The 14,368-nt window shown below is 66.1% G+C and carries 7 protein-coding genes and 1 pseudogene; 5 read left to right on the top strand and 3 right to left on the bottom strand.

Features of this window, described 5'->3' with window-relative positions:
• Positions 1–163: 163 nt before the first annotated feature.
• Positions 164–5,914 (top strand): glycosyl hydrolase family 18 protein, encoded by a 5,751-nt coding sequence (locus BX283_RS38850; protein ID WP_257584204.1) that lies wholly within the window; start codon positions 164–166, stop codon positions 5,912–5,914.
• 251 nt (positions 5,915–6,165) lie between these two features.
• Here BX283_RS38850 and BX283_RS38845 read toward each other — a convergent pair.
• Positions 6,166–7,404, bottom strand: a pseudogene (locus tag BX283_RS38845) (IS256 family transposase).
• Between the two features lie 816 nt (positions 7,405–8,220).
• Positions 8,221–10,659: a hypothetical protein gene (locus BX283_RS38835; RefSeq protein ID WP_101392031.1), complete on the bottom strand. Its 2,439-nt coding sequence runs from the start codon at positions 10,657–10,659 to the stop codon at positions 8,221–8,223.
• A 719-nt stretch (positions 10,660–11,378) separates the two neighbouring features.
• On the opposite strand from BX283_RS38835, the gene BX283_RS38830 reads away from it, so the two are divergent.
• From BX283_RS38830 to BX283_RS38820, 3 genes are all read left to right on the top strand, one after another.
• Complete coding sequence (locus BX283_RS38830; protein ID WP_101392030.1) at positions 11,379–11,894, top strand: hypothetical protein; 516 nt, start codon at positions 11,379–11,381, stop codon at positions 11,892–11,894.
• A gap of 33 nt (positions 11,895–11,927) precedes the next feature.
• The gene (locus tag BX283_RS38825) at positions 11,928–12,284 is read left to right on the top strand and encodes a hypothetical protein (protein WP_101392029.1); all 357 of its coding nucleotides are present in this window, start codon (positions 11,928–11,930) and stop codon (positions 12,282–12,284) included.
• Positions 12,285–12,436: 152 nt separating this feature from the next.
• Entirely contained in the window at positions 12,437–13,288 is an 852-nt protein-coding gene (locus tag BX283_RS38820; protein WP_101392028.1) for an FAD-binding oxidoreductase, read from the top strand.
• 112 nt (positions 13,289–13,400) lie between these two features.
• Here BX283_RS38820 and BX283_RS38815 read toward each other — a convergent pair whose 3' ends face one another.
• Entirely contained in the window at positions 13,401–13,742 is a 342-nt protein-coding gene (locus tag BX283_RS38815; RefSeq protein WP_180357409.1) for a hypothetical protein, read from the bottom strand.
• 287 nt (positions 13,743–14,029) lie between these two features.
• Here BX283_RS38815 and BX283_RS40240 point away from each other — a divergent pair, with 287 nt between their 5' ends.
• Positions 14,030–14,341, top strand: a complete 312-nt coding sequence (locus BX283_RS40240) for a hypothetical protein (protein ID WP_143676627.1) — start codon at positions 14,030–14,032, stop codon at positions 14,339–14,341.
• Positions 14,342–14,368: the final 27 nt, after the last annotated feature.

The raw sequence follows: 14,368 nt of genomic DNA, 5'->3' as shown, positions 1-14,368 counted from the left end.
CGGTTGCTCCAGTGTTTATCGGGTGTTGAGGGGACTCGCATAGGCTCGTTCCCTTCTTGATCAACAACTCCCGACGGAAGTACCCATGAAACGAATAAGAACTACTGCGGGCCCCAGGGGCACCGCAGGACGTCCCAGGCGCCTGAGGGTGTGGTCGGCGGCCGTGCTCTCCCTCACGCTCCTCGCCGGGCTGGTGCAGACGCTGTGGCTTCCGGCAGCCTCGGCGTCGGCCGCGGAGGCGGAGGCGGACTTCAGAGTGGCGACCTGGAACATGCAGAACAAGGAGAACAGGCTCGGCCTCGGAGCCCCGAGGCTGATGCTGGATCAGAGCATCAAGCTGTTGGCACTGCAAGAAGTGCGCAACGTGAACAAGAAGGGCAACGAGGACGTTTACCTTGATCTTCCTGGAACCTCCCTCGGGACCAAGGTGATCAGCGGCTACACGGTGGAGAGTTCCCGGCTCGACGCCGCGGACGACCAGGCTTTCTACTACTACCGCGTGTCCGGATATCGCAACCCGCCGGAAGGCAAGGTACTCCGAAACCGCGACGTGGCGATCGTGACAAGGGAGGCGGTCAAATGGGACGACGTCGATGTCGTACCTATGCCGCTGAGCGTGAAACAAAGGCCGGAATTCGGCGACCCGGAATCAGGCGACCCGGAAGAGCCGACGCGGACGCCCCTGACGGAGGATGTCCCTCCCCCGGTTATCGGCGTTCGTGTGAAGGACACGTGGTATTACTCGTTCCACGCGACCAACGGACAAAGCTTTGGCATCACCAACAACGCTCCTGCGGCCATCAAAAAGATCCGTGATCGCCGGGCCGGCGGGGCCGACTGGGTGGTCATGGGTGACTTCAACCGCACGCCGGAATCGTGGAAGTTCAAGGCGAAGGGAGCGTACGCCGACCTGGTGCTGCCCGACGATGAGAGACTCGTCGTCTCGGGGCAGAAGACGCGCCCCAAGTCCAAGCGGGAACTCGATTATCTCGTGGCCAAGGGAGAAGCCGTCAAGGACTACAAGGCCACCATGCTCAACAGCATTCAGTCGCTTGGCTCCGATCACGAGGCAGTGGTCTTCTCCACGCAGCCCGTGGATCCGAACAAGGTGAATCCGGTCGCAGACTGCACGTCGAAGAAGCCGAGATCAGCCGGTTCGGCCGATGACGCGGAGCTCTGCGTCGCCTCGGCGGCCGTCTCGATGGGCGACAGCTACATTTCCGGCGAGGGCGGCCGGTGGGCGGGCAACGCCAACACCTCTCCCAGCGGCGACGTATGGGGCACCGACCGCAGGGACGACTGCGCGGACGGAAAGGACTGCGTCTACGGTGACACGTCATACGACAACGGCGGCAACCGCTGTGACCGGTCAGACGTCGCACCCATCGAGAGCGCCGCGATCGACGGCATCCCCGAAGAGTATCGGTTCAACATCGCCTGTTCCGGGGCCGAGACGAAGCACATTGTCTCGGAGGGATTCAAGGACCAGAAGCCGCAGGCGGAGAAGCTCGCGGAACTGGCGAATGACTACGACGTCAAAATGATCGTGGTGTCCATCGGGGGCAACGACCTGGGCTTCTCCGACATCATCACCGACTGCGTCTGGAGATTCTGGGGGTGGCCGCGCGGCGGCACCTGCAACACGAACTCCGCGAACACGTCGCTGAAGGAGAAGCTGGACCGAACCCGGGGCGACGTCGTCAAAGCCCTGGAGAAGATCCGCTCGGTCATGGCGGACGCCGGGTACGAGAGCGATGACTACGACCTGGTGCTGAGCACGTATCCGAATCCGCTGCCCAGGGCCGCACAGATGCGGTACGACGAAGACGACAACACCCGCTACTCGGCCGGTGGCTGCCCCTTCCGCGACAGCGACTTGAACTGGGCCCGCGACAAACTCATGCCGGGCATCACCTCCATGCTGCGCGGCGCGGCGGACGAGACCGGGGTGTCCCTGCTGAACGTGGAGAACGCGTTCACCGGGCACGAGCTGTGCCACCGGAGCGCCAAGCAGGCCACGAGCGCCAACTCGCGCGCGAACCCGCTGTCGAGCGCGGAAGCCGAATGGGTCCGGTGGATTCCGTACCAGGTCGACAGCTCCAAGAACTGGCTGTGGGGGTCCCAGGGAGACAAGCAGGAGGCCATTCACCCCAACGCCTATGGGCAGAAGGCGCTCGGCATGTGCCTGACGACCTTCGCCAAGTCGGGCGTGCCGGGCCAGGCACGGACGTTGAGGTGCGCGGGCACTCCGGGCAAGGGCAGCGACGACGTGGGGGCGGAGCACACCGTGCGCATCTCCCAGTACAAAACGAATGACGCCATTCCCCAGGAAGTGCTGCGGCGCCCCACACCCGATTCCAAGTGGGTGTCCGCGGGACAGGACGACGGCGACACAGGACGGTGGTACATCAACGGTGACCCCAGCGCCCTCAAGCTCGGCAAAGAGCCTGAGGACGACGAGGTACTAGAGACCACCATCAGGAACCGGACGGGACAGTACCTGCAGGGAGACGGCAGTAGTCCATGGCAATGGGCAACCGTCACCGATGCCCCCCGTATCTGGAAGATCAGGCCAATCTCGCCAAACGGTAATTTCTTCATCACCACGGATGACGAGAAGTGGTGCCTGGCCTCCGAACCCGGCTCCCCCCAATGGGGATCCCTGCGGCCGTGCAACAAGGTGAGTTTCCTTCGCGACGAGTGGAGCATCGAGAACGCGGACATAAAGATCACCCCCCGTCCTCAGCCCATCGACCGCACCGGCCCCCTCCAGTCCGCCAAGGACAACCTCGTCGCCGACGTCGACAACGCGAACGCCGAGCCGGGCACCCGTGTGAAGGCGCTCGCGCCCAAGGACCACCCCGCCCAGAAGTGGCGGACGCGGTCCACGCCGAAGGGGTGGCAGATCATCAGCGCCCTGGACGGCGCGCCCGTACTGGCGCATGACACCGGCAAGCACGAGGCTCGCCTCGCCAGGGACAACGACGGGGACGAGGCTCAGCTGTGGCAGGTTGAGGACGCGGGCGGCGGCTGGTCGCGGCTGCGCAATGGCGGCCTGTGTCTGACAGCCGGTGGCGCGGATGAGACGCTGGCCGTCAAGGACTGCGCGTCCGGCGACGCCGGGCAGCGCTGGAAGACGCTCGGGGTCACCCCGGACAAGCCCGAGAACGGCGACGCCGGTGACCCCTTCGACGACTCCGCTGATGACCGGGGCACCAAGCCCGCCGCCTCCGGCGACTGCCGCCCCGAGGGCATGACCCCGACCCAAGGCGTCTCTGCCCGCTACTGCGACGTCTACGACGGCGCGGGCCGCGAGTGGGTCGGCAAGGACCGCACCCGGCGCATGGTCGGGTACTTCACCGGATGGCGGGCGGGGACGAATGGGGACCCCAAGTACCTCGTCTCCAACATCCCCTGGTCCAAGGTGAGCCACATCAACTACGCCTTCGCCCGTGTCGACAATGACCGGATCTCCATCGGCGACCCGTCCGATGCCAAGAACCCGGCCACCGGAATGACCTGGGACGGCGCGAAGAACGCCATGGACCCGTCGCTCCCGTACAAGGGGCACTTCAACCTGCTGAACACCTACAAGAAGAAGCACCCGGCCGTGAAGACACTGATCTCGGTGGGCGGCTGGGCGGACACACGGAACTTCTACTCCATGGCCACCAACGCCGACGGCTCGGTGAACCAGGCCGGCATCGACACCTTCGCCGATTCGGTGACGGAGTTCCTGGACCGGTACGGGTTCAACGGCGTCGACATCGACTACGAGTACCCCACCGCCCTGCCCAACACCGGCAACCCCAAGGACTGGGACGTCTCCAACCCGCGTCGCAAGGGCCTCCAGCAGGGCTACAACGCCCTGATGAAGACCCTGCGCGAAAAGCTGGACAAGGCCGGCGCGGACAAGGGCCGCTACTACCTGCTCACCTCCGCCGGATCCTCCTCCGGCTACCTGGTACGCGGCCAGGACGCCGGCCAGGCGCTGCAGTACCAGGACTTCGTCAACGTCATGAGCTACGACCTGCACGGCTCGTGGAACAAGTTCGTCGGCCCGCAGGCCCCGCTGTACGACGACGGGAGGGACAACGAACTGGCCGACGCCGGCATCTACAACGACCAGGCAGCGAATACGAAGGACTTCCAGAAGCACGGCTACTTCAACGTCGACTGGTCCTACCACTACTACCGCGGCGCGCTCCCGGCGGGCCGTATCAACCTCGGTATCCCGTACTACTCCCGGGGCTGGCGCGATGTCCAGGGCGGCACCGACGGGCTGTGGGGGACCGCGGCGATGCCGGACCAGTCCCAGTGCCCCCAGGGCACCGGAGGCCGCGGCCCGGCCAACGCGCAGTCCTGCGGCCTGGGCGCGGTCGGTATCGACAATGTCTGGCACGACACCGAGGACGGCCGCGAGGTCGGTGCCGGGTCCAACCCGCTGTGGCACACCAAGAACCTCCAGGACGGCGTCACTCCGGGATACCTGGAGTCGTACGGGGTCAAGGACGCGAAGCTGACCGGCACATACGCCGAGAAGTACTCGGACGCCCTCAAGGCGCCCTGGCTGTGGAACGCCGCCACGAAGGTCTTCCTCTCCACCGAGAACGAGCGCTCCATCGACGCCAAGGCGAAGTACATCGTCGACAAGGACATCGGCGGTGCGATGGTCTGGGAGCTCGCCGGCGACTACACCAAGCGCCCGGGTGGCGAGTGGGGCATGGGGTACGACCTCACCACCCGCCTGGACAACGCCTTCAAGGGCGCGGGCGCATACGACAACACCAAGGCCGGCGGGCGGGCGCAGCCCAGGGAGGTGATCGACGTCAAGGCGGAGCTGGTCGACTTCCCCACGGGTAAGGACGACTTCTACCCGGTCCAGCCCAAGCTGCGGATCACCAACAACTCCAAGGTCGCCCTCGCCCAGGGTACGGAGATCTCGTTCGACCTCCCCACCTCCGCCCCGCCGGTGGTGAAGGACGGGGCCTGGAAGGAGATCAGCGGCATCGTCCCCGGCCACACCGGGCCCAACGCGGGCGGGCTGAAGGGCGACTTCCACCGGGTGACCGTCACACTCGGCTACTGCGAGGACATTCCGGCAGGCAAGTCGAAAGACATCGACATCAAGTACTACCTGCCCATCACCGGGCCGTCGAACATCACCTTCAAGATCGGAGACAAGACGTTCGGCAGCACCGGCGACCAGCGCCGCGACGTGAACCTGGTCGATCCACCGGCCGCGGACACCAGCAATCAGTGCCGAGCCACCGAATGGGGCAAGCACGCCTACAACCCGAACCCCTCGTTCGCGTTCTGGCAGACCGGCAGCCAGTGGATCATCGAGGACCGCAACAGCGGCAACGTCCTCGACCACCCCGCTTCCTGGACCGACGCCCACCTGGTGGAAAAGCAGGACGGCAACAAGAACCAACTGTGGACCGTCGCCGAGGACGGCGGCAGCAACAGCGGCTGGTACCACATCAAGTCCAACAGCAGCGGCCACGACCAGTGTCTCGGCGCGCCCCCGGCCAGGGGAACCCTCACGGTGCGGGACTGCGACGGAAAGACGGACCAGTGGTGGCGCCTGGTGCCGCTCAGTACCGACCAGGCCACCGCGGGCAAGCCCCAGCTGGACCGGTGGGTCGCAGGCGGCCCCAAGCACGGCGGCGCCTACGCACTCGGCGGCTTCACCGACGGGAGCGCCGACTGGTGGAAGACACCGGCCTACCTCGCCGCACCCTCCGACAGCGCCACCTCCCCCGGCACGAAGATCATCGCCGGGGACACCGACGGGGCCTGGGCCTCGACGGTGTCGTGGAACGGCTTCTACTGGCGCGCCAAGTGGTGGAACAAAGCCACGGACGAACCCGGCAAGAGCGACTCCTGGCAGAAGCTCGGGCCCACACCGTGACCCCTCCCGACTCCGGCCAGAGGTGACCGCCCGGCCCTGCGGGAGAACGACGACGCTCTCCCAAAGCCGAGAGCGGGCACCTGCCTAGGTCCGCAACACCCTCAGGCCCCGGAGTCCAGACAACCGCAGCTGTCGGGGGGCAGGCGATCGCCTGCCCCCCGACAGCTGCGCTCTTCTCACCCCTCATGTCTCAGTGGCGGGTCGTCAACCCGCAACGGTCTCGATGGTGCCCCCTCTCGTGGTGTAGGCGATCATTTGGTGGGCGTGTTCGAGGCATTGGGTAGTGCGGCGGCGTTTTCGGGGTGTTCGGGGTAGAGCTCGTCCATGCTGCCCTCGGGCAGGTAGCGGCGGGCGAAGGCGATCCATTCGTCGTGCATCTCGAAGAGCACGGCGGTCACCAGTCGTTCCAGGGCGGGTGGGTTGGGGAAGACCTGGACGACGTCGGTGCGGCGTTTGATCTCCCGGTTGATCCGCTCCAGCGGGTTGGTGGACTGGATCTTCTTCCAGTGCCTCGGCGGGAAGTCCGCGAACGCGGTCAGATCCTCCTTTCCTCCAGCAACATCGCTTTGACCTTGGGAAACTGAGTGCCGAGCATGTCGGCGACGGTGTCGAGCTGGGTGCGCACGAGTTCCGCGGTGGGCTGGGTGAAGATGGTGCGGATCGTCGCGGCGACCATCTCGCCGGAGTCCCGGTCGATCACGCCGAAGACATTTCGCAGGAAATGAACCCTGCATCGCTGCCAGGCGGCGCCGAGCATGACCTTGCGGACCGCGGCGACCAAGCCGGAGTGCTGGTCGGTGATGACCAGACGGACCCCGGACAGGCCGCGCTCACGCAGCGAGCGCAGGAATTTCTTCCAGAACACCTCGCTCTCGCTGTCGCCGACCATCAGTCCAAGGACCTCACGGTTGCCGTCCTCGGTGATGCCGGTGGCGACCACGACGGCCTGGGAGACGATCTGGTGGTTCACCCGCGCTTTGCAGTAGGTGGCGTCCAAGTAGACGTAGGGGAAGCGGACATGATCGAGGGGGGCGGGTGCGGAACGCGGTCAGCGGTTCGTCCAGTGCCTCGCAGATCCGCGAGACCTCCGACTTGGAGATCCCGCTGTCTCCGCCGAGGGCTTTGACCAGGTCATCGACACTGCGAGTGGAGACGCCGTGCACGTACGCCTCCATGATGACGGCGTAAAGGGCCTGGTCGATGCGGCGCCGACGCTCCAGCAGTGACGGGAAGAAGGCACCGGTGCGAACCTTGGGGATCTCCAGGTCCAGATCGCCGGCCAGCGTGGTCAGCACCTTGTCCCGGTGCCCATTGCGCAAGGCGGTCCGCGCGAGCGTGTGCTCGTTCCACTCCGCACCGATGTGCACGGTGGCCTCGGCCTCGATCAGCTCCTGCACCATCCGCTCGGCGATGGCGCGGATCAGCTCGATTCCGTCGGTCGAACGTAGTGACTCAAGCAGGCGTATCAGGTCAGACTGAGACAGGGCCATCGTGTACTCCCACCGCTTGAACTGGCCTTTTAGCAGGGAGAGTTACACGGTGGCCCGCCTTGTCATCAGGGAGCAGCAACCCACATCAGGTGTGCGCCCCGGGCACACGCCCGCGCACTCCCACTCGTAGATCGCTTACACCACGACAAGGGACACGATCGACCATCGACCTGCGCCGCGAACCGGGCGCCACTGACCGTCTGCCCCGGGGCAAGGCCGGCGGCCCGGAGATCGAGAACGTGACGGCGGGCGAACGCGGGCCAGCGCGGATCGCTGGCCTTGCCCACCGCTGGCAGCAGATCCCGGGCGCGGGCCTGGGTGACGGTGAGCACCAGATGCTCAACGTGGTCCCAACAGGCGGTGCGGGCGATGAAGTCCCGCATGCAGTGCACGGAGCCTGGCGCAAGTTTCACTCGGCGGGAGGCCGAACGGGACCGCCTGCTCAGGTGTTCGCGGAGGTTAGCCGGGGACGGCTACGTAGTCGGCCAATTGGCCAGGTCCAAGTGCTCCCCGCGATGCAGCCCGCTCTCAACGAGGTGCAGCCTCCGGATGAGCTCTTCCAGCGCGCACCTGAGTGACTCTTTGTCCTGCGTGGTCAGAGTCAGCGAGTCCGGGGAGACCTTCCGCTCGTCGCTTCTGGCGCCGAGCTGTCTGACCTCTGCCAAGTACTCTGCGGAAACGTTGAGTTGCTTGGCGGTAGTCTGATCACTGCCAGCCCACGTCTTCAGGTGCGTCAAGAGCCAATAGGCCGCGTCGGCAACGGGGCGGCTACCGCTTCGGAGCGGACGCAGGCACCGTCAACTTGGGCGTGAGCCCTCAGACGGTCAGGCTTTGCAGTTCTGCAAGCGTCTTCTTGGCATTGGCGAGTTTGGACCCGTAGGTGGCGGGGTCTTGGGCGTTGAGCTGGGTGTAGAGGTCGACGGCCTCCTGAGCCAGGGGGATCGCGCGTGCCTTCTGACCGGTGTCGACCAGGAACCGGATCGTTGGCCACATGGTCCATTCGGCCCGTTGGGGCCGGTAGGTCGGGTTCTTGGCACTGAGGGCGCGGAGGTTGTCGATGGCGGCGACAGCGAGGTCCGTCGCTTTGGCCTGGAGTTCAGGCTTGGCCCACAGGTCGATGCCAAGGACGATCTGTGCCCAGGAGATGCGGTAGGTGAGTTCGTCGTCACCGGGGTTCTCGGAGGCGAGTTTTCGGTACAGGCCGACTGCTTCCTCTCCGAGGACCTGCGCTTTGTCGAACTGCCCTGTCCGGGCGAGGAAATCGGCGGTGGGCCAGATAGCCCATTCAGCGAACTGCCGACGGTAGGTGGGGCTTTTGGCACTGAGAGCGCGGAGGTTGTCGATGGCGGCGACAGCGAGGTCCGTCGCTTTGGCCTGGAGTTCAGGCTTGGCCCACAGGTCGATGCCAAGGACGATCTGTGCCCAGGAGATGCGGTAGGTGAGTTCGTCGTCACCGGGGTTCTCGGAGGCGAGTTTTCGGTACAGGCCGACCGCTTCCTCTCCGAGGACCTGCGCTTTGTCGAACTGCCCTGTCCGGGCGAGGAAATCGGCGGTGGGCCAGATAGCCCATTCAGCGAACTGCCGACGGTAGGTGGGGCTTTTGGCACTGAGAGCGCGGAGGTTGTCCGTGGCGGAGAGGGCGAGATCCGCAGCTTTAGCCTGGAGCTCAGGCTTGGCCCACAGAGCTATTCCGAGGGATACCTGCGCCCAGGAGATGCGGTAGCTGAGCTCGTCGTCGCCGGGGTTCTCAGCAGCGAGCTTGCGGTACAGCCCGATGGCCTCCTCACCGACTTGAGTCACGTCATCCCAGCGGCCGGCGTCGGCCAGGTAGCCCGTCGTCGGCCATACCTCCCAGTCCGCCAGCTGGCGCCGATAGCCCGGAAGGTCGGCTGCAAGGAAGCGAAGTGCCTGAGTTCCGTCCATAGTCACCTGGGCGGCTGCATACGGTTTCTTTTTTGCGGCAAACGTTCCAGCGATATTCAGCAGCGCCATGAACCCTTCGGAGAGTTTGTTTTCCTTCACTTCCATCGAGTAGTGGATGATGGTGCTGCGGGCCGTGGGTGCCACGGTCCCGGGAGCGGAGAGCACATGCGGGCCGGTCCAGGCACCGAACTTCTCCGTCACGCGGAACTCGCACAGGCTCTTGTCTATACGCGGCACGATCACCGACGCATAGCCGTTGTCGTACGACACCGCCGAGACCGGGACGCCCGGGGCGGCGAACCCGGGACCAGCGATCCTTACCGGGTCGGCCCAGCGGCTGTTGTTCTGCTCCCAGGTGACATAGAGCGCGCCGTCGTTGCCCACGACGAACGCGTCCAGCTGCTGGAAGCCGTCCTCTGCCGGCTGGGTGACGCTGGTGACACCGCCGCCGGGAGGGGCGAAGCGTGCGGGGGTGAGGGGGATGGGCTGGGACCAGGCACTGTTGTTGGCCTCCCACAGCACGTACAACACCCCGTCATTGCCCACGACGAACACGTCAAGCTGGTCGTTCGCCTGACGCCCGGTCGCCAGAGCAGCACCGGGAGGGGCGAAGCGTGCGGGGGTGAGGGGGATGGGCTGGGACCAGGCACTGTTGTTGGCCTCCCACAGCACGTACAACACCCCGTCATTGCCCACGACGAACACGTCAAGCTGGTCGTTCGCCTGACGCCCGGTCGCCAGAGCAGCACCGGGCGGGGCGAAGCGTGCGGGGGTGAGGGGGATGGGCTGGGACCAGGCACTGTTGTTGGCCTCCCACAGCACGTACAACACCCCGTCGTTACCCACGACGAACACGTCGCGCTGGTCGTTGGCCTGCGCTCCCGTGGCCAGATCGGCTCCTGCGGGGGCGAAGCCCGCCGGTGTCAGCGGCGCGCGCTGCGCGGAACTGGGTGTCGTGTAGTTCCACCAGGTGACCCACAGTCTGCCGTCGTTGTCGACCACGAATGCGTCGATCTGACGCTCGGACTGGACAGTGCCTGCCACCCCTGCCCCGGACGGGGCAACGCCCGGTTCACCGATCGGCAGCATGGGTGTTGTGTAAGGGAAGGGGCGGGGAGGGCTGTCCAGCGCGTAATTCATAAACAGCCCGCCGTCGTTGCCCACTGCGACCACGAACGCCGCCCCCACGCGATAGCTGTTCCCGGCGGCCAGCGACCGTCCCCGGCCGGACGCGGCAACGGCCGGAGAGCCCACCCCTGCCACTCCGGCCGCCAGCGCTACCGCGCCCGCACTCCTGAGCACCGCCCGCCGGGACCACGCCTGTCTGTCCATGAGCCCTCCCGATCCTGTGGTGCCGCCCGGGACAGCCGGGCAGCACAACAGAGCCTCCTGGAAGGGCGGGGCAGAGGACAGAGCTCCCCAAACGATTGGCGCGATCCCGGCCTTGCCCGTCTCGCGCACCGCCCGCGGCTTTCACTACGCCGCGAGCCGCAACCGCAGGGCTGACGCCAAGCACATAGCCCTGCCCGCGCGATGCAAGTTGGTGCGTGAGGGAAGTCCGGCACGCCCGCAAACACGGCACCCCAGCCACGGCCCCGGGTACGTACGGCCGCGCGTGTGACTGTCGGCGGTACCCGGCCACTGTCAGCCTAGTTGGCCAGTTCGGGGAACGCAATTCCTCGGGTATGGCTCTGAGGGAGGGCGTCGGCTGGGTGGACGGGCAGCACTTGATGATGGACACCGAGAGCCCTTTGCCTGTTATGCCAGAAAGGCCGATGATCACCGCCTAAATCATCTTCGTCCAGACAGGTCACGAATGCCGACTGGCCGGTTCCTCTGGGGTCAAAGGTCCTGACAGATCAGGACCTTCGGCCTTACTTCACGAACGCCGACCTGCCTAGGGTCTTGATCACAGATCAGGGGCTCGAGCCGGCCCCGCTGCTGACTTCTCGTCAGAGACTGCGCAGAAGGGGCCGGTCAGCTGGCCGCACTTCGCCTCAGCGCACCAGCGGCCGTTGTCCCTGTCACAGAAGTTCCGACCAGGAGAAAATATGTTTTCTGCGACTAAGAGCCGTTTACTTCTGGCCTGTCTTGCCGGTATGACCAGTGGGGCGCTCTTGGCTACCTCAGCCCACGCTGTCGGTGCCGCAGGCCCCCCTGAGCCCCGCCGAGCCGCGGCAAGCGAAGCAACACCTCCTCTCACCACGGAACAGCGGCAGTTCATCGAGGACGGCATGGGCTCGGAAGCTCTTGCCGAGATAACCAAGGCCATGAGCGAGCAGCCAGCAGGCACGGGCATCCCGCAAACCAGGGCCTTTCCTATCGCTGCTGCCGTTATCGGTGCGGCGGCGTGGTGCGCGAAGGGCGCCGTGGCCAGTATCCCCACATCCGTTCTCAGCGACATCGCAGCTGGCAAGGCCTCGGGCAAGAAGACCTACGTACGCAACGCCATCCTCGGATGCCTCGGCGGCGAGATAGGCAGCTGGGCCTGGAAGGTCCTGCCGAACTGGGTGAAGAACAAGGCCGTCAATATGGTCATCGCCTTCATCATCAAGTACATCCGCTAGCACCGCCCACCACGAGAAGACACAGAGACCGTCATGGCCTACGTGCTCATCTTCACCTGCTTTGCCGTACTGGCGGTGGCAAGCCTCCTGGCCGCCCGCGTCGGCTACCGCGGCCAGGCCTGCAACAGGGCCATCGGATACGACGTTCCTGCGGCAGTGAAGAGGGATCCCGCACTCGAAAGGCAAGCTAACCAACTGCTCGCGTTCTGGTGCACGGGCGCAGCGCTGCTCAGCCTGGCAGCTCTCGTGCCCATCGGCAGCGTTCTGCTGAGCGGCGGCGGGAGATCGGTCTCCCCTTGGGGGCTGATGGCCTTCGCGGTCTACGGTCTGGCCGTTGTGGCCGTTGTGGCCTACCCCTTCGAAAAGATCAAACGCCTCTCCGGTGACTGAGCCGTAGCGCTGTAGGAGGGACGAAGGATCTGGTGCTGTCGGGTGCCTGCGTTCGCAGGCACCCGACAGCTGTCCTTTCTCACCGAAACCGGTCGCTCCTGAGCAGCTGAGCAGGAGCCACCAGCTTGGAGAAGTGAATCGCCGAAGGCATCATGGAACGCGAACGCGCCGGATACCTCAACCCGCGGCGCCTGGTGCACGCCCAGCAGTCCCTCGCCATCACCCACGGTGGCCGGCTGCTGCGCGGGGCCGTGCACAGCATCCGCAAGGACAACACCACCGGCCTATGGCACCTTCAGGGACGCGGCGCCGACGGCACCTTCGAGCTGTGCGCCGAGAAGGTCCTGCTCGCCACGGGCTCCCTGATCAACCACACCGGCGCCCTGCCGGCCGGGCAACAGCTCGCCCTGCACGCCTTCACCGAGCCGAACCTGCTCGCCGAGGTCCCCGCAGACCAACTCGACCACCTGCGCGACCTGCCTACCATCGTCACCATCGACCCCGAGGACACGGGCAACGACAACACCTCGCTCTACCTGCTGCCCCCCATCCGCTACCCAGACGGCCGCTGGTACCTGCGCATCGGCCCGGCCATGCAGCCCATCTTCCACGAGCTGCACGGACCCGACCAGATGCAGACCTGGTACGCACAGCAGCGGATCACACAACAGCAGTCGGGCTTCCTTCAGCGGATGCTCCGTCTGCTGGTGCCGAACCTGGAACCGGTCTCCGTACGCGAGGCATGCTGCGTCGTCGACAAGACCCCCACCCGCTACCCGTACATCGGCCACGTGAGCGAGGACACCACCCTGACCGTGGTGACCGGCGGCAACGGCCACGGAGCCCGCGGCTGCGACGAGATCGGACAGCTCATCTCATCCGTGGTTTTGGACAAGCCCTGGGACTTTCCCCTCCCACGCGACATTTTTGCGCCCATCGCCCAGCACACCCCGCCCGCCGACGGCCGTCCGAGCTACCTCACACCACCCTTCGGACTCTGCTGAAAAGGGGAGCATGAGAGAAGCAGGCCGTGACATCGGGCACGCCGAGTGCCCTGATATCCGACGCTGCCGTCAGCCGCCAAGGCCGACCTGGAGCACGTCCTCGCCGTACTGATCAGGAGAAGACGACGGAGCGTACCTGGAGGCGGTCGGAAGCCCCCCTGCCGGGCTTGAGGGAGTAGTAGTTCTCCCCCTCGCAGTCGGTGCCGAGGAAGACGGTGGCGGTTGCGTCGGTGTGGTTCTTGGGGGCGCGTGAGGCGGAGCCGGGCTCGGATGCGGCTGGTGCGAGGTTGATGCACTGGCCGCTGGCGGGATTGTTGAGGAAGCCGACAGCCTCGTAACCGTCGGCCGTGGTGTAGGAGTAGCGGAACTGCCCGCTTGCGGCGGAGGCCGAACCGGGCAGGGCGATCAGGAGCACGGCGGCACCGGCGGCGAGGGTGAAAGTGCGCAGGGACATACTGGATGGTCCTTCCATGTCGTTGTCGATCGCTGCCACGATGCCCTCGGCCCTTCGACGCGGCACGAGGGTTCCCTCGATCGTGGCTGGCCGAATCGATTCTTCGTGAGCAGATGGCCTACTCCGCCGCCGGCCCGCCCTGCACTCTCGAGGTCACCCTCATGAGCTCTTCTGCGGCCAGGGCGGCTGGCGTAGCGGGATCACACCCCCCCGGCCGGCGCGGGATCGCGGTCCGCCCCGACGGGAAGCTCCTCGCGACCCGGAGCCCGAACGACTTCGCCGGAGACGTGCGGGACTCCGCATCCCTGAATCTGGAGGCGGGATTCCGCCAGGCCTCCTTGAGGGGAGCCGACGACACGGACGCGCCGCCTCGCGTACCGCTGTCCGTGTCCCCCGACGGCACCACAGTGTGCACCGCCTACAGCGAGGTATGCGTCGCCCGCGCAGACAAGATCGACCAGCCCGACACCTCCCGCGGCTCCGACCTGCCGGGCACCGCCGTCGCCATCACGGTCGCCGCCCCCATCGGCACACACCCCAGCGCCTCGAAGAGACCAGCCACCCCCACGCCCTGGCCCCGCTCCTCGTCCCGGGCCTGACCGCCGTCTGACCACCGCCGACGGCGC

The organism is Streptomyces sp. TLI_146 (genome assembly GCF_002846415.1).
Classification (GTDB): domain Bacteria; phylum Actinomycetota; class Actinomycetes; order Streptomycetales; family Streptomycetaceae; genus Streptomyces.
This window is presented reverse-complemented; position numbering and strand designations above follow the sequence as displayed.